The following is a 15,284-nucleotide window of genomic DNA, read 5'->3' as shown; positions in this document are numbered from 1 at the left end:
GGCCACCCCGGAGCCGGGGTGGCGCGCCCTTGTCCGGGCCCGTCTGCTCGTGTCGGGGCCGGGCCCGGTCCGTCCGCGGGGCCTGTCCACCGGTGTTCGGGGCGGCGGGTTCGGGCCCCGGTCCGTCCGCGGGGCCGCGTGTCAGGGTCCGGGCCCGTCCGCGCGCGGTGTGACGGGCCCGCTGTCCGCTGCGAAGCGGCGGTGCCGGTCGCCGTGATCGGCGAACGGATCTGGCCGGTGCCGCCGTGATCGGCGGCATACGGTCAGGAACGGCTGTGTCACCTTCGCGGGTTGGGCCGGCATGGTGATGACGGCGGGTCTGTTCTTCATGGCGGTGCTGGTGATCGTGCCCTTCACGCTGGCCTCGATCCGGCATCTCGTGGTGCGATCCGGCCGTCCGGGATGGTTGTGCCGCCGTTTGACCACGCGACCGCGAAGCGGCGGGCTCGGCCTCGGCGCGACCGCGACCGAGGAGTTGCACGCCTTCTTCCATGCCAACAAGCGCGTGCAGATCGAGCAGCGGCGCACTCGACTGGTCGTGCGGGACGACGACCACGCCGGCGCCCCGCCCCGCACCGGTGTCGACCTGGCCGGCGGCACCGCTGTCGTTCGACGGCGGAGGTAGCCGCGCCTACCGTGCGCGATCCCCTCACCGCAAGATCCGCTTCTGAGACGGTTCCCGGGGGTGGAGGCAGGTCCTCCTCGCCTCGCGGGCACCGGCGGGCCGCTCCGGCCGCAGCGGCCGGAAAGGGGCGTGGACCGCCAGGGCGAGCGCGTGATCCACTGCGCGCATGAGTGTTGCCGGTCGGTGTGTTCACCACTGACGACGGTGGCGGGTCCCGTTTCCCCGACGTCCGCGAAGGCCCGTCGGATCGTGCCGGCCTGGAGAGCCGGCGTTCCACGCTCCCGGGGGTGGCAGAGCGTCCGCCCGCTCGGCGCGCGGTTCTCCCCCTCCCCCCGGGCCGGCCGGCCGGTCGGTCGGGGGGGGCTTCGCGTGGCGCCGGCCGACGTCGCGGAGTTCGTCGAGGGGGTCCTGCTGCCGAAGGACGACGTCGAGTCCGCAGCGGCCCGGACGGGCTCGCCCGAGCCCGTAGCCCGACGCGTCAGGGAGTTGGCCGATCGTTCGGAGGACATCCTCGATGCCGCCCGGCGGGCGTCGCAGGTCGGTGGCGGAGTACGGATCCGGATCCGGATCCGGTGACCCGGCGCGCCGATTGCGCCACCGGATCGGTCATTCGGCGTGACCGGCCGCGGACGGTGAGTCGGAACCTCACGCCGTCGACCACCCGGCGGTGTTCCCGCCACGGCCGTCGATCCGCGGCAGCCGGGGGAGCCCTGCGCTCCCGTGCCGTAGGCGTGCGCCGGTGCGGCCGGCGTGCAGCGCGAAGGCCCTGCCGAACCCGCGTCCGGCCCCGGTGACCACCACGTGCTTCCCGGCGAGATCCGTGCGTGCTGCTCCTTCGACCGTCCTGTGCCGGTCGTGTCGCGGTGCGGGCGGCCGTGGCGTCGGCGCCACCGGGCCCCTGGCCTCGGCGCGGTCGCGGGCGGGGAGGTCCGCCGCGGCGCGTCCCGGAGGGTGGGGGCCGGGCGGGGCGGCCGGGCGGGCCGGGGTGTGCGGGCCGGGGGTGGGTGTGCGGCGGCCCGCCGCCGTCCCTGCCCGCCGCCTTCGGGGCGGGCGGGGAAGGGGCGGGGCGGGCCGTCACGGACCGCGGACACGGACCGCGGACACGGACCGCGGACACGGACCGCGGACACGGACTGCGGGGCGGCACCGGGGATGTGCGGTGCCGGGCGGGTCAGTTGAGGGCGGCGAGCGCGGCCTCGTAGTTCGGCTCGTCGGCGATCTCCGCGACCAGCTCGGTGTGCAGGACGGTGTCGTTCTCGTCCAGGACGACGACGGCGCGGGCGGTCAGGCCGGCCAGCGGGCCGTCGGCGATCGCCACGCCGTACACGTCGTGGAAGTCCCGCCCGCGCAGGGTGGAGAGGGTCTTGACGTTCTCCAGGCCCTCGGCGCCGCAGAACCGGGCCTGCGCGAACGGCAGGTCGGCCGACACGCACAGCACCACGGTGTTGTCCAGCGAACCGGCCTTGGCGTTGAACGTGCGCACCGAGGTCGCGCAGGTGGGGGTGTCGATGCTGGGGAAGATGTTCAGGACCTTGCGCTTGCCCGCGAAGTCCTTCAGGGACACGTCCGCGAGCCCCTCGCCGACCAGCGTGAACCCGGGTGCCTGGCTGCCGGCGGCGGGCAGCGCGCCACCGACCTGCACCGGGTTCCCCTTCATCGTGACCTGAGCCATGAAAAGCCTCCTACCAGCGGTGTGTACGGGATGCAACGCCGCCGATCCTACTGCCCGCCCCGGACCCCGCCAGGGGGCGGCCACCGACCGGACACCCGACCCCGACCCCGACCCCGACCCCGACCCCACCACGCCCCGGCCCCGGCCCGGCCCCGGGGCGTGGTGGGGCCCGCCGGTAGGGGTGCGGGCCGTGTTCGGGTACCGCGGCTGGATCGAGGCCGCGCACAGCGCCGCCGCCGCCGCCGCCGACGACGAGCGGCTGCGGGAGATCTCCGGCCCCCACCTCCTGGACCCGGGGTGGATGAACGGCGAGCCGTTCGTCCACCTCGCGGGCTTCACCGACCACCGTGACGAGCGGATCCCGTCCTTCTTCCGGGAGGCCGGGACACGGGCACCGCGCTCGTACGGCCTGCCGCACGTGCGCGACGACGAGGACCCCGGGCACGAGAACGGGATGCGCCTGACCGGGACGGTCCGCGGACGGGCGACCGAGGGCCCCTCGCCGCTGCTGCCGCCCCGCGTCCCGGTCCTGGAGGACCCGTTCCACGTCCGAGCACACCCGCGTTCCTCGGCGCGACACCGGTGGGCCGTGGCGCGCTACGGCGTCCCGGCGCCCCCCGCGCGGGCGACCTCGGGCAACGCCCGCCCCCGCACGGGCGGGGACGGCCTGGATGCGCACGCCGGTCCGGCACCGACGCGCACCCGCCCGGCCGTAACCGGCCCGCGGCCTGCGGCAGTTGACGGCTGCGACCCGAGGCGGCGGCGGGGTGCGCGGGCGCCCGGCCCCGGCTGCGCCGCGCGGTGGGCGACCACCGGCCGGGCCGGTGGGGGCGCCGGCGGTGGGGCCGTGGCCGAGGTCCGGGGTGGCGGGGCCGGTGGGGGTGCGGTGCCAGGTGGTCCCGTGGAGGGCCGGGCGTCCGTCGTCGGCGACCGGGCGCGGGACCGGCCGTGCCGTCACCGGGGGCTCGCGCGCCCGGGGGTGCGGGCCCGGCGGTGTCGCCGACCGGGTCCGCCGTCGTGGCAGGGCGTTCCGCCGCCGCGTACCCGGCTTTCCCCGGTCCGGCCCCGCCCCGTCCGGCAGCCCGGTCGCCCGCGCGGGGCCGGGGCGACCGGTGACGCCCCGTCACCCCCGCCCCCACCCCCGCCCCCACCCCTGCCCCACCCCGGCCCCACCCCTGCCCCGTCCCGGCCCCGTCCCGGCCCCGTCCCGGGCGCGGGCGCGGGGGTCAGGCGTCCCCGGTCCCGGGGACGGTGAAGGGCACCCCGGTCAGTTCCTGCGACACCTCCCACAGTCGCCGTCCCACCGCCTCGTCCTGCGCGCGGGGCGCCGGCGAGGTGAGCGCGGGCGTTCCGCGCAGTTCGCCGAGGCCGCTCGGCCCGTACAGTTCCCCGCCGCGCACCTGCGGCGCGGTCGCCGCGTGCAGCTGGGCCAGCGCCCCGCGGGCGGGGGACTGCGCGAGCGGGCGCAGCAGGTGTCCGAACAGCAGCCGCACCCCGGTGACGGTGCCGGCGCGGGGCAGGGCGGTGGCGGCGTAGCCGGGGTGGGCGAGCACGCTGCGCACGGGGCTGCGGGCGGCGTTCAGGCGGCGGTGCAGTTCGAGGGCGAAGACGGCGTTGGCGAGTTTGGACTGGTTGTAGTGGCCCATGGGGGAGTAGGCGTGTTCGCCGTTCAGGTCGTCGAAGTCGATGCGGGCGCGGCGGTGGTTGGCGGAGGTGACGGTGACCACGCGGGGGTCGCGGCCGCGGGCGAGCAGGTCGATGAGGTGGGCGGTGAGGGCGAAGTGGCCGAGGTGGTTGACGGCGAGCTGGAGTTCGTGGCCGTGGGGGGTGAGGGTGCGCGGGGGTGCCATGACGCCGGCGTTGTTGACCAGGACGTCGGGGTGCACGCCGTCCTCGCGCAGGCGCTGGGCGAAGGCGTGCACGCTGTCGGGGTCGGCGAGGTCCAGGCGGCGTACGTCCAGGCGGGCGCCGCTCTGTTCGGCGCGCAGGTGGGCGGTGGCGCGGTGGCCTTTGGCCTCGTCGCGTACGGCGAGGACGACGTGGGCGCCGCGGCGGGCGAGGGCGGTGGTGGTGGCCAGGCCCAGGCCGCCGGCGGCGCCGGTGACGACGAACACCCGCCCGCTGAGGTCCGGGGCGGGGTCGGGGGTCCGGTTGCTCGGTGTCATACGGCTCACGCTGCCCTGCATGTCACCAAGTGTCAAGACTGACGTTCGATGACGTGAGTGGCGTGGGGGCTAGGATGGGGCGGTGACCTCCCGACCCGCCGCCACCCTGGCCCAGCGCAAGCGCCAGCTCGTCGCCGACGAGCTGACCCGCGCGGCCCTGGACCTGCTGGCCGGCGGCGGGTTCGACGCCGTCACGGTGGACGAGATCGCCACCGCCGCGGGGGTGTCCAAGCGCACCTTCTTCCGCTACTTCGCGTCCAAGGAGGATGTGGTCGTCCAGTTCCTGGCCGCGCTCGGCACCGCCATGCGCGAGGAACTGGCCGCCCGCCCGGCCGAGGAGACGCCCTCGGTCGCGCTGCGGCACGCGGTGTGGCGCTGCGTGGAGGACTGCGCCGGGCACGAGGAACGCGCCCGCAGGGTGGTGCGACTGATCCTCACCACCCCCGCCCTGCTCGCCCGCTTCCTGGAACGCCAGGCGCAGTGGCGCGACGAGCTCGCCGCGCAGCTCGCCGGGCGCCTGGGCCTGGACGCCGCGCGCGAGCTGTACCCGCGGCTGGCCGCGGACATGGCACTGGCGGCCTTCCACACCGTCCTGCAGCGCTGGAGCACCGCCGACGACGGCGACGCCGCCGGCAACGGTGAGGGCGCCGGCAACGGTGAGGGCGCGGGCGGGGACGGCGGCGGGGTGGACGTCGCGGTGCTGACGGAGAACTGTTTCGCCGTCATCGCCCCGGCCCTGGACGCCGTCGTGCGCACCCCCGCCCCCGGCGGGGCCCCCGCCACGGCCTGAGCCCGCCACGCCCCGGGCCCGGGCAGGGCCGGGGGAAGGCCCGGGGGGACGGACCGGGCGGGAAGGGAGGCGCGCCGGCGCGGGAACCCCCTACGATGCGGGGCATGGAGACCACGGCGGAACTCGTCCACCTGGAGCGGACGCTGGTCGACTTCGGGGACTTCGGCTTCGAGGGGAACCGGCACGCCTTCCGGTGGGTCGACATCAAGCGCTTCGGGCCGGTCGCCGGGGCGCACGACCGGGACGTGCTGGCCGCGCTGATCGCGCACCCGCAGTTCCGGGACACCTACGACGGGGCCGGGGCCCGGGACTGGCCGCGGCACGGGCAGTGGTGGGTGGAGCGGATCACGCCCGACAGCTACGCGCCCGTGCCGGCGCAGGCGGCGGTCGACCTCGTCGAGGCCTGGACGCTGCAGCACGGCCCGGTGCCGCCGGCGCTGCTCGCGCGGCTGGAGCGGGAGGTCCACGCCCCCGCCCGCCGGGCCCACGCCCGCTACCTGCTCGTGCACCCTCCCGAGGACGCCCGCCACGACTACGGCCCCGTCCACACCGACTTCCACGAGCTCGTCCTCGTCGACCGCGCCGCGGACACCGTCACCCTCCTGGTCGCCGCCGACGACTGACCGCCCCGGACGGCCCCCGCGCCCCGCGCCCGGCCCCCCGCCCCCGGCGCCCGGCCCCCCGCCCCCGGCGCCCGGAAAGGCGCTCGCCCCGCGGCGTCCGCGGGGGATCCGCGGGCGCGACGGGGCGAGGGGCGCCGGTCCGTCACCGCGAGGGCGCGGCCAACGGCCCGGCAGGCCGGGTCAGTTGAGGACCAGGATGTCGGTGCGCATCGTCAGCGGACTGTTCCAGCCGATACTGATCTTGAAGGTCACCACCCCGTTGCCGGGGGCGATGCTCGACACCTGGAAGGGCGCGGCACCGACGAACCGGTTCCCGTTGGAATCGGTCTCGGAGGCCGTGATGACCACCGTCGAGTCGATCCCGATCACGTTCCACGGGATCTGCAGGTTGAACGTCCCGTTGCCCGGGCCCCACATCACCCAGCCCCGCCACACGGCACCGACGTTGCCGCCGACGTCCGCGAGGTGCTGCTCCCCGCCGGCGGACTGCAGGCCGCCCGTGATCTGCGGGACCTGGGAGGCGGTGGGTTCGCTTGCGGCCATGGCGGCTCTCCTCGCGCCGGGAGAGCCCCCCACGAGCCCTCCGGATACCCAGAGTGTCCGCTGTCGCACACAGCGTCACAATCACTCGTGGGGGTGAATCACCGGCGCGCCGCCGCACCACCCGCGCCGCCGAGGCCCGAGGTCGCACGCCACCCGGCGCGCACCCGCCCCGCCCGCCGGCCCCGGCCTCCGGTCCGCCCTGCCGCCGTTCCGGCCCGCCCCGCCCCGCCGTCCGGCCCGGGGAGGCCCGCCTTGACACCTCAAGGTCGTATCCAGAATATTAGATGCGTCCGGCGAGGGGCCGGGCGACGGGAAGGAGGGCGTGCGGTGGAGCTGGACCCGCTGGCCGTGCACAAGGCGCTCGCCAACCCGGCGCGCGCGGACTTCCTGCGCTGGCTCAAGACGCCCGAGCGCTACTTCGACGAGCCGTACTACCGCGAGCGCGGCGTCGGCTTCCACATCGGCGTGTGCGTCACCGACATCCAGGAACGCTCGGGGCTGGCCCAGTCGGTGGTCTCCGGCTACCTCCAGATCCTGCGCGAGGCCGGACTGCTGGTGTCCGAGCGCGTCGGCAAGTGGACCTTCTACCGGCGCAACGAGGAGACCATCGCCGCCTTCGCCGCCTACGTGCGCGACGAACTCTGACACCCACGCACAACACCCACGCACCCACGCGTACGTGCGCGCACATGCCCGCGCACGCGCGCGGACGTGCGCACCGCACTCCCCTCCGTGCGGGGGCGCCCGGCCGGCGCCCCCCCCTTTTCTTCGGCCCTTACGCATCCAACTATCTAGATTTGTGTATCCATTGGAGGCTGTCGTGCACCGCACCGCTCCCGCCCGAAACGCCCTGGCCGTCCCGGTCCTGGCCCTGGGCGTGTTCGGCATCATCACCACCGAGATGGGCGTCGTCGGCGTCCTGCCCGCCCTGGCCGAACGCCTGCACGTGGCCCCCGCCACCGCCGGATGGCTCGTCGGCGCCTTCGCCCTCACCGTCGCCGCCACCGGCCCCGCCGGCGTCCTGCTCGCCTCGCGCCTGCGCCGAAAGACCGTGCTGGCCACGGCACTTGCCGTCTTCGCCGGCTCCAACGCGCTCTACGCGCTCAGCGACTCCTTCCCCCTCGTCCTCGCCCTGCGGATCCTGCCCGCCCTGTTCCACCCCGTCTTCTTCGCCCTCGCCCTCACCGCCGCCACCCGCCTGGCCGCGCCCGGAAAAGCCGCACGCGCCGCCACCACCGTCTTCGCCGGCGTCAGCGCCGGCTTCGCGTTCGGCGTCCCCCTCACCTCCTACCTCGCCGACCACCTCTCCCTGCCCGCCGCGTTCTGGAGCGCCGCCGCCCTCAACCTGATCGCCTGCGCCGGCGTCCTCGCCTTCTTCCCCGACCTGCCCGACACCCAACGCCCCACCTACGCCGGCCAGCTGCGCATCCTGCGCCGGGGCCGGCTGTGGCTGGCCGTCGCCGCCGTCACCCTGGTGTTCGCCGCGATGTTCAGCGGCTACGGCTACATCGCCGAATACCTCCAGAACGTCACCGGCCTCGACACCTCCCTCACCGGCCCCGCCCTGATGGCCTTCGGCGTCGTCATGACCGCCGGCAACCTCGCCTTCGGCCGCCTGCTGGAACGCGCCCCCCTGCGCACCGTCACCGCCTACCCGATCCTCTACCTCGCCCTCTACCTCCTCCTCGACGCCGCCGGCCCCCACCCCGCCCCCATGCTCGCCACCGTCCTGCTCTGGGGCGCCGTCCACTCCGGCGGCCTGGCCGTGACCCAGGCCTGGCTCGCCCGCGACGCCACCGACGCCCCCGAGTTCGGCAACAGCCTCTTCATCTCCTTCTCCAACCTCGGCATCACCCTGGGCACCACCCTCGGCGGAGCCGTCGTCACCACCGCCGGCCCCCGCCACCTGCCCCTGGCCGGCGCCGCCCTCGCCGCGGCCGCCCTCACCGCCGTCCTCCTGCGCCGCCGCCTCGACCCCGGCCAGAACCGCCAGAACCGCCAGAACCGCCAGGACCGCCAGGACCGGTCGGACCGGGCACACCCCGCCCCGGCCCCCTGACCCGCACCCGCCCGGTCCCCGGAAACCACCGGCCGCACGCGCCGCGCCCTCGGCCCGGCCCCTGGCCTGCCGTCAGCCCCAGCCCCGGTCCCGGTCCCGGTCCGGCCCCCGGAGACCACCGGCCACGCGCTGCGCCCCGCCGATTCCGTGCGGGGCGCGGCGCGCGCGGGCTCCCGGCGTGCGGCCCCTCGGGGAGGGTGGGGCGTGGGGCGTGGGTCTGCGGGTCCTGCGGGACGCCACGCCCTTCTGTCCGGTCGCGGTATCGCGTGCGCCGTTGGCGAGCGCGTGGACGAGCCCGGTGGCGGCCCCGCCCCGGGGGCCGGGCGTCGGCCGGACGCCCGTGTCCGGCCGCCGCGCCCGCCACCCGGTCCAGCACGGTGCGGTGGGCCGTGGCCGAACGCTGCTCTGCTTCGACCCGGTTCGGGCGGCGGCATGGGTTCGGCCGCCGGGTTCGACGGGACCGGGGAGTCCCGCCGGGCCGCCGTCGCCGTCGCCGTTGCCCTCGATCCCGTTCCGGGCCCGGCCTTTGACAACGATTCCCCCGTGCGGCGTCGTCGTCGGCGCCGAGGGCGGTGGGAGGACCGATGCCGCGGGTGTGCCCCGGCGGCGGGGGTGTCGACCGGGCCGGCGGGGCCGGCGCCGAGGGCGGTCGCACGACGGGTGCCGCCGCTGCCGGGCCGATCGTGATCGTGGCGCCTTCCGCGGGCGCCACCGTGCTCTTCGTCGGGCAGGGTGCCGGAGCGTGCCCCGGCACCTGGGTCCGCCCGTGGTCCGGGAACGGCTTCGTCGGCGCGGGCAGCGGCCGCACGTACGGGGGCGTCGCCTGCGACCGGAACACCGGCGACACGGGGGGAAGCCGCGGCGCGGCGCGACGGGGCGCTGCGGACGCGGACGCGGGGCGTCGCCTCGTCGGTGACGGACGCACCGGCAGCGGCGTCCGCTTCCACGGGCACGACGACTGCGGCGGCGCGCGGTTCGGGACCGGCCCCCGGGGGAGGCGGCCCTGCGTGCCGTCGTGGACCAACGGGAGGATCACCTTCCCCGCGCCGCCCCGCCCGGTCTCCCTGCCGCGCCCCCGTCCGTCCGTGCGGGGGACGGCACTTCGCCGTGCCCGGGCGCGGCCCCCGGGCCGCCCGGGCGGGGGTGGCCGAGGGGTGGTCGAGGGGTGGTCAGCCGGTGGCGCGGGTCCGGGCGGTGGTGACGGCGTCGCCGTGGTCGGCGGCCCAGGCGCCGAGGGCGGTGAGGGGGGTGAGCAGGGTGCGGCCCAGGGGCGTGAGGGCGTAGTCGACGTGCGGGGGAGTGCCGGGGCGGGGGAGGCGTTCGACGAGGCCGGCGTCGCACAGGCGGTGCAGGCACTGGTTGAGGACCTTGGGGCTGATGCCGCCGATGCGCCGCACCAGTTGGTGCGGGCGCACCGGGCCGTGGCGCAGCGCCCACAGGACGACCGGGTCCCAGGTGTGGGCGAGCAGGTCGAAGGCGAGGCGGGCGGGGCAGTCGGCGAGAAGTTCCTGGTGGTCGGTCATGTACCGGATGGTGCCCGATCCGGCGCCTACTGTCGTGGCGAGGGCCGTACGGGCCGCAGGGGACAGGGGAGTTGTGGCATGAGGATCGGGATCGTCGGTACCGGGGCGATGGCGCGGGCGCTGGGCGGCGCGTGGGTGCGGGCCGGGCACGAGGTGCTGGTGGGCGGGCGCGACGCGGGCCGGGCGGCCGGTGCGGCGGGGGACGCGGGCGGTGCCCGGTGGGGCGGGGTCGGGCAGGCGGTGGCGCACGGGCGGGACGCGGTGCTGCTGGCCCTCCCGCACCGGGCCGCGCCCGCCGTGGCCGGCGCGCACGCGCGGGCGCTGGCGGGGCGCACCGTGGTGGACTGCTCCAACCCGGTGGCCGAGGGGTTCGCCCTGGCCACCGGACGGGGGCCCTCGGCGGCCGAGCGGATCGCGGCCGCCGCCCCCGGGGCGCGGGTGGTCAAGGCGTTCAACCTCTGCCACGCGAGCGTGTGGGACCTGCGTCCGCCGGTCTTCGACGGGCGGGCGCTGGCGGTGCCGCTGTGCGGGGACGACGAGGGGGCGCTGGCCACCGTCGCGGCCCTGGTCCGGGACACGGGCTGCGAGCCGCTGACGGCCGGGCCGCTGGAGCGCGCCCACCTGCTGGAGGCGGCGGCGGCGCTGCTGATCGGCCTGTGGGTGGGCCAGGGCGCCGACGCCCAGGCCATCGCCCCGCCGCTCGCCCACGCCGGCCCCCACGGCGCCCCCCACGCCTGACCGCCGCCCACGCCTGCCGCCCCGCCCACGCACCCGCCCGGGCCCGCCGCGGCCCCGCCCCCGCACCCGCCCGGGCCCGCCGCGGCCCGAACCGCCCGGGCCCCCTCAGGCGTAGCGGTCGAACAGGCCCTGCAGGTAGTCCTCCAGGCGCCCGGTCAGCACGGCGGGTGTCAGGTCGGTGCGGCCCAGTTCCCGCCAGGGCTCGGCGACCTTCTGCGCGTCGGGGGCGAAGGCGAGGGCGTCCAGCAGCCGCCAGTACAGGTGCGCGCGGCCCTCGGCGAGGTCGCGGCCGCCGGCGGCGGTGTAGCGGTCGGCGAAGGCCAGGCCCGCCCCGGGGCCGTGCAGCAGGGCCAGGGCGGTGGCGCAGTGGGCGACGTCCAGGTCGGCCGGGCCCCAGGAGGTCTCCACCCAGTCGACGACCCCGGCGACCGCGAGGCCGGTGCCCGTGCCGGTGAACAGCACGTTGCCGGGGTGGAAGTCGCGGTGCAGGAAGCAGGCGTGGTGCGCGGGCGCCTCGCCGCCGATCACCTCCACCGCCCGCTCCCACAGGCCGGTACGGGCGGTGCCCACGGGCACGGCGACCCGGTCGGGGGCCGTCCACGCCTGCCAGGCGCGCGGCCGTTCCCGCTCGCCGACCGCCAGGGCGTGCACGGCGGCCAGCTGGGCCGCCAGCAGGTCGGCGCGGGCGGGCGCGTCGCCGTCCTCGGCCAGGCGCACGCTGCCGGGCAGGTGGGTCATCACCAGCGACGGGTGCTCGCACACCGCCCCCGCCGCGTCCACCGCGACCAGCCGCGCCGCCGGGATGCCGCTGCCCTCCAGCAGGCGCAGCACGGCGGCCTCGCGGGCCAGCAGCCCCGGGGCGTGGCGGCGGTAGAACGGCTTGACGAAGGAGCGCAGCACCAGCGCGTACGGGGCCGCGCCGCCGGGGCGTTCGACGTCCAGGCGGCGCATCCGCGAGGTCCAGCCGCCCTTGAGCGCGGTCACCGCGGTGACGCGTTCACCGGGCCCGAGGTGCCCCTGGACCCACCGGCGCGTGCCGTCCCGTCCCCGCCCGGGGTCGTCGCTGTCGATCATGGGCGGCAAGCCTACGCCCCGCCCCCGCCCGCCCCGCCCCACGGGGGGCCGCAGCCGACCGACGGACGCTCAACTCCCTTACCGTCGACGACCGGCCCGCCCTCACACCCCCGGCCCCGCGCACACCCCGCCCCCCTGCCCGGCCTCCGCGTCCGCGGCCGCCACCACCGCCGCCAGCAGCCCCGGGAACCGCCGCTCCAGCTCCTCGCTGCGCAGCGCGTTCATCTTGGTGGTGCCCACGTAGTACTGGCGCAGCAGCCCCGCCTCGCGCAGCACACCGAAGTGGTGGCTGGAGGTCGAACGCCCCACCGGCAGGTCGAAGGAACCGCAGCTCAGATCGGCTCCCGAGTGCGCGAGCGTGCGCACCACCGTCCTGCGGGCCGGATCAGCGAGCGCCTCCAGCACCTGCTGGACGCTCACGTCCTCCACACCAGGGTGCACGATCACCCGCGCCGCCACGCGTGCCCGTCCCACACCCACCACCCCTTCCCAACACTCGACCCCCGTCCGTTCGATGGCCAAAGACCGCGCCGTGTGCGCGACTTCACGTACACGACGCTACTATGCCCGACCCGGCCGCCACGCTCACCGCAACAGCCGCGCAACACGCCCCCGGGCCCGGGCGACCGGGCGCCGCGACCGCACAACGGCCGCCGCGCCACCCGGACACGGCGCCGGCACGAGAGGCACCGGCGACGGGCATCGCCGCAGGCCCCCGCCCCCCGGGACGCCGGCGGGGCACGGCGGAGTGCGACCGGCCGCGACCGGGCGGCACGCGCGCGCCCCGCCGGACGGGGGGACCGGCGGGGCGGCGGAACACGGCGGACACGGCGCACGGGCCGGGCGCGCCGCACGGGCCGGACGGCGGCGGACGGCGCCGGACGGCGGCGGGAAAAGGAGGGGAGGGACGGGCGGGCCTCAGGCGGCGCGCACCGGCGCGGGCACCGGACGGGCCAGCCGGGCCAGCGCCAGCGGCTCGAAGATGCCCATCAGCACCGGGTCCACCGCCCGCACCGCCGCCGGAGCGGGCGCCGCGGGGGCGGGAGTGCGCAGCAGCGCGAGGTAGAGCTCCTGGGTCTCGGCGGCCGGGTCGATGCCCAACTCCTCCGCCAGCACCTGACGCAACTGCTGGTAGCAGCGCAGCGCCTCGGCCCGGTTGCCGGCGGCGGCCAGCGCCTCCATCCGGCAGCGGTAGGCACTCTCGCGGAACGGGGCCCGGCGCACCGCCTCGTCGGCCCAGCGCAGCGCGTGGTGCTCCTCGCCGAGCGCGGAGGCCGCCAGACTCGCCGTCTCCAGCGCACCGATGCGCAACTCCTCCACGTGCTCGCGCACCCCCTGCGCCCACTCGCCCTCGTGGTCGGGCAGGAACGCCCCGCGCAGGTTCGACAGCGCCCCCGCGGCCAGCTGCTGGGCCACCGCGTGGCCGCCCGCCGCCAGCGCCTCGCCGGCCTCGCCCACCGCCGAGGCCGCCGCCTCCAGGTCCACGGCCGCGTCCGCGGGCAGCCGCAGCACGTACCGCCCGCCCTGGGCGATCAACGGGGTCGCACCCGGGCCCTGACCCGGCGCGGTGACGAAGGCCCGCACCCGGGAGACCACGCTGCGCAGCGCGGAGGCCCAGGTGTCGGGCAGGCCGTCGGGCCAGATGGTGTCGGCCAGCTGGTCGCGGCTGGTACCGCTGGAACGCTCCAGCACCAGGCGGGCGAACGCCACCTGGGCCTGGGCGCTGGACAGGTGCTGCGGGGCGCCGTCCTGGTGCTCGACGGCCACCAGACCGGTGAGGCGGATCAGCATGCGCGCGCCCCCGATCTGCCGGACGGACCGTCTTCCCTGAAGCCTTTCGACACGAGCTCCAACCCCCTTGAGTCAAAGCAGAAGTGACGGCCCGTATCCGGCCGTCGGCGCGGGAAATCGCGGATCGTAACAATAAACCGCCGACCAGCCGTTCGGTTTCAGCGGATTTCGACCATACATTCGCCGCATCGCGCGGTGTCAACACCGGCCGAGAAAACATACCCACCGGCCGGTCAATGCGTCGTGGACGCAAGGTTTCTGCACGTCAGAGCGTTCCCGCAGGCCAGGAAAGCGGCTATTGCGGACGCCTTGCGCATCCTGCCGTAGAAATGTAGCCATCCTTGAGCACCCCGCGTGAAGGCTTCGAGAAAACACCCCCGCAGCCACCCCGGGCCCCCGCCCCCGCGGACGGGAAGCCGAATGCCCGCGAAAGCCGTGAAAACCGTGACGCCGTGAAGGAGAAACGCCCGTGAACGCCACCGGAGCATGGAACCGCCTGGAGCCGAAGCTCGCCGCAACCAACGCCCGCGTGGCCGCACTGGAGTCCGACCCCTCCCGGCGCAACAGCTTCGTCGCCTACACCATGGAACGCGACAGCGCCTACTGCGACCTCGACGGCGAGCGCCTGCTCATGATGTCCGGCTACAGCTACCTCGGACTGGCCGGCGACGAGCGCGTCGTGGCCGCCGCCAAGGCCGCCGTCGACGTCTACGGCACCGGCAACCACGGCGTACGGGCCCTGGCCGGCACCATCCCCCTGCACGAGGAACTGGAGGCCGAGGTCGCCCGCTTCGCCCGCCGCGAACGCGCCCTGGTCTTCGGCTCCGGCTACGCCGCCAACGTCGGCACCGTCGGCGCCCTGGTCGGCGCCGGCGACACCGTCCTGATCGACAAGTACGACCACGCCTCCATCGTCGACGGCTGCCGCCTGTCCGGCGCCACCGTCACCCGCTTCCGCCACAACGACGTCGACCACCTGGAGCGCCGCCTCAAGGCCGCCGCCCCCACCGGCGTCCGCCTGGTCATCGTCGACAGCGTCTACTCCATGGACGGCGACATCGCCCCGCTGCCCGAACTGCGCGAGGTCTGCGACCGCTACGACGCCCTGCTCATGGTCGACGAGGCCCACGCCCTGGGCGTCATCGGCGCAACCGGCGGCGGCATCGAGGAACACTTCGACCACAAGGTCCGCGTCGACGTCAAACTCGGCACCCTCTCCAAGGCCATCCCCTCCATGGGCGGCTGGGTCGCCGGCAGCCACGACCTCATCGGCCACCTGCGCTACGCCGCCCGCCCGTTCCTGTTCTCCGCCGCCCTCGGCCCCGCCCAGACCGGCGCCGCCCTGGAATCCCTGCGCATCCTGCGCCGCGAGCCCGAACGCGTCACCCACACCCAGACCCAGGCCCGGCGCCTGCGCAAGCGCCTCAACGACGCCGGCATCTCCACCATGCACTCCACCACCGCCGTCCTGCCCGTCATCGCCGGCAGCGACGACGCCGCCTACGACTACGCCACCGCCTGCCGCAAGGCCGGCGTCATCGGCCTGCCCGTCGTCACCCCCGCCGTCCCCAACGACCTCGCCCGGCTGCGCATCGCGGTCACCGCCCGCCACACCGCCGCCGACATCGACTTCGCCGCCGAGGCGTTCCTGACCGCCGCCGCCCAGACCGGCCTGATCTGA

Annotated in this window: 16 protein-coding genes; 9 read left to right on the top strand and 7 right to left on the bottom strand. The window is 76.4% G+C overall.

The features are described 5' to 3' along the window. Positions 1-301: 301 nt before the first annotated feature. On the top strand, positions 302-625 hold the full coding sequence (locus tag ACWGKU_RS28290; protein WP_452178956.1) for a DUF6191 domain-containing protein: 324 nt from the start codon (positions 302-304) through the stop codon (positions 623-625). 369 nt (positions 626-994) lie between these two features. Further along, positions 995-1,201, top strand: coding sequence for a hypothetical protein (locus ACWGKU_RS28285; RefSeq protein WP_452178957.1), 207 nt, complete (start codon positions 995-997; stop codon positions 1,199-1,201). Positions 1,202-1,796: 595 nt separating this feature from the next. On the opposite strand, the gene tpx is transcribed toward ACWGKU_RS28285, so the two are convergent. Further along, positions 1,797-2,297, bottom strand: coding sequence for a thiol peroxidase (gene tpx, locus ACWGKU_RS28280; RefSeq protein ID WP_452178958.1), 501 nt, complete (start codon positions 2,295-2,297; stop codon positions 1,797-1,799). Between tpx and ACWGKU_RS28275 the strand changes: the two genes are divergently transcribed. After that, complete coding sequence (locus ACWGKU_RS28275; RefSeq protein WP_452178959.1) at positions 2,296-3,552, top strand: Imm7 family immunity protein; 1,257 nt, start codon at positions 2,296-2,298, stop codon at positions 3,550-3,552. The two genes, tpx and ACWGKU_RS28275, sit on opposite strands and share 2 nt — an antisense overlap. On the opposite strand, the gene ACWGKU_RS28270 is transcribed toward ACWGKU_RS28275, so the two are convergent. After that, a complete protein-coding gene (locus ACWGKU_RS28270; protein WP_452178960.1) occupies positions 3,524-4,462 on the bottom strand; it encodes an oxidoreductase in 939 nt (312 codons plus the stop codon). The two genes, ACWGKU_RS28275 and ACWGKU_RS28270, sit on opposite strands and share 29 nt — an antisense overlap. Positions 4,463-4,544: 82 nt before the next feature. On the opposite strand from ACWGKU_RS28270, the gene ACWGKU_RS28265 reads away from it, so the two are divergent. Further along, a complete protein-coding gene (locus tag ACWGKU_RS28265; protein WP_452178961.1) occupies positions 4,545-5,252 on the top strand; it encodes a TetR family transcriptional regulator in 708 nt (235 codons plus the stop codon). Between the two features lie 104 nt (positions 5,253-5,356). Further along, positions 5,357-5,875, top strand: coding sequence for a hypothetical protein (locus ACWGKU_RS28260; protein WP_401054985.1), 519 nt, complete (start codon positions 5,357-5,359; stop codon positions 5,873-5,875). Positions 5,876-6,055: 180 nt separating this feature from the next. On the opposite strand, the gene ACWGKU_RS28255 is transcribed toward ACWGKU_RS28260, so the two are convergent. Continuing rightward, a complete protein-coding gene (locus ACWGKU_RS28255; RefSeq protein ID WP_401054984.1) occupies positions 6,056-6,418 on the bottom strand; it encodes a hypothetical protein in 363 nt (120 codons plus the stop codon). Between the two features lie 327 nt (positions 6,419-6,745). Here ACWGKU_RS28255 and ACWGKU_RS28250 point away from each other — a divergent pair, with 327 nt between their 5' ends. Both ACWGKU_RS28250 and ACWGKU_RS28245 read left to right on the top strand, forming a co-directional pair. Next, positions 6,746-7,063: an ArsR/SmtB family transcription factor gene (locus ACWGKU_RS28250; RefSeq protein WP_387690705.1), complete on the top strand. Its 318-nt coding sequence runs from the start codon at positions 6,746-6,748 to the stop codon at positions 7,061-7,063. A gap of 175 nt (positions 7,064-7,238) precedes the next feature. Next, positions 7,239-8,477: an MFS transporter gene (locus ACWGKU_RS28245; RefSeq protein WP_452178962.1), complete on the top strand. Its 1,239-nt coding sequence runs from the start codon at positions 7,239-7,241 to the stop codon at positions 8,475-8,477. Positions 8,478-9,646: 1,169 nt separating this feature from the next. Here ACWGKU_RS28245 and ACWGKU_RS28240 read toward each other — a convergent pair. After that, positions 9,647-10,000, bottom strand: coding sequence for a winged helix-turn-helix transcriptional regulator (locus ACWGKU_RS28240; protein WP_452178963.1), 354 nt, complete (start codon positions 9,998-10,000; stop codon positions 9,647-9,649). A 78-nt stretch (positions 10,001-10,078) separates the two neighbouring features. Here ACWGKU_RS28240 and ACWGKU_RS28235 point away from each other — a divergent pair, with 78 nt between their 5' ends. Beyond that, positions 10,079-10,738 carry an NADPH-dependent F420 reductase gene (locus ACWGKU_RS28235; RefSeq protein ID WP_452178964.1) on the top strand — a complete coding sequence of 220 codons (660 nt, stop codon included), beginning with the start codon at positions 10,079-10,081 and terminating at the stop codon, positions 10,736-10,738. 105 nt (positions 10,739-10,843) lie between these two features. On the opposite strand, the gene ACWGKU_RS28230 is transcribed toward ACWGKU_RS28235, so the two are convergent. The 3 genes from ACWGKU_RS28230 to ACWGKU_RS28220 form a co-directional block, all read right to left on the bottom strand. Continuing rightward, on the bottom strand, positions 10,844-11,812 hold the full coding sequence (locus ACWGKU_RS28230; RefSeq protein WP_401052162.1) for a phosphotransferase family protein: 969 nt from the start codon (positions 11,810-11,812) through the stop codon (positions 10,844-10,846). A 102-nt stretch (positions 11,813-11,914) separates the two neighbouring features. Next, positions 11,915-12,286 carry an ArsR/SmtB family transcription factor gene (locus ACWGKU_RS28225; RefSeq protein ID WP_359911921.1) on the bottom strand — a complete coding sequence of 124 codons (372 nt, stop codon included), beginning with the start codon at positions 12,284-12,286 and terminating at the stop codon, positions 11,915-11,917. A gap of 444 nt (positions 12,287-12,730) precedes the next feature. After that, positions 12,731-13,603, bottom strand: a complete 873-nt coding sequence (locus ACWGKU_RS28220; RefSeq protein ID WP_359911919.1) for an AfsR/SARP family transcriptional regulator — start codon at positions 13,601-13,603, stop codon at positions 12,731-12,733. Positions 13,604-14,072: 469 nt separating this feature from the next. Between ACWGKU_RS28220 and ACWGKU_RS28215 the strand changes: the two genes are divergently transcribed. Further along, positions 14,073-15,284, top strand: coding sequence for an aminotransferase class I/II-fold pyridoxal phosphate-dependent enzyme (locus ACWGKU_RS28215; protein WP_380546389.1), 1,212 nt, complete (start codon positions 14,073-14,075; stop codon positions 15,282-15,284).

The organism is Kitasatospora sp. NPDC054768, assembly GCF_053612025.1.
Note: the sequence above shows the minus strand (reverse complement) of the source record. Positions and strands in the feature narration are given on the sequence as shown.

Excerpts from the sequence above, each read along its gene's own strand:
- ACWGKU_RS28220 (WP_359911919.1), bottom strand. The coding sequence starts at position 13,603 with ATGCTGATCCGCCTCACCGGTCTGGTGGCCGTCGAGCACCAGGACGGC.
- ACWGKU_RS28260 (WP_401054985.1), top strand. The coding sequence starts at position 5,357 with ATGGAGACCACGGCGGAACTCGTCCACCTGGAGCGGACGCTGGTCGAC.
- ACWGKU_RS28230 (WP_401052162.1), bottom strand. The coding sequence starts at position 11,812 with ATGATCGACAGCGACGACCCCGGGCGGGGACGGGACGGCACGCGCCGG.
- ACWGKU_RS28235 (WP_452178964.1), top strand. The coding sequence starts at position 10,079 with ATGAGGATCGGGATCGTCGGTACCGGGGCGATGGCGCGGGCGCTGGGC.
- ACWGKU_RS28240 (WP_452178963.1), bottom strand. The coding sequence starts at position 10,000 with ATGACCGACCACCAGGAACTTCTCGCCGACTGCCCCGCCCGCCTCGCC.
- ACWGKU_RS28270 (WP_452178960.1), bottom strand. The coding sequence starts at position 4,462 with ATGACACCGAGCAACCGGACCCCCGACCCCGCCCCGGACCTCAGCGGG.
- tpx (WP_452178958.1), bottom strand. The coding sequence starts at position 2,297 with ATGGCTCAGGTCACGATGAAGGGGAACCCGGTGCAGGTCGGTGGCGCG.
- ACWGKU_RS28255 (WP_401054984.1), bottom strand. The coding sequence starts at position 6,418 with ATGGCCGCAAGCGAACCCACCGCCTCCCAGGTCCCGCAGATCACGGGC.
- ACWGKU_RS28290 (WP_452178956.1), top strand. The coding sequence starts at position 302 with ATGGTGATGACGGCGGGTCTGTTCTTCATGGCGGTGCTGGTGATCGTG.
- ACWGKU_RS28275 (WP_452178959.1), top strand. The coding sequence starts at position 2,296 with ATGAAAAGCCTCCTACCAGCGGTGTGTACGGGATGCAACGCCGCCGAT.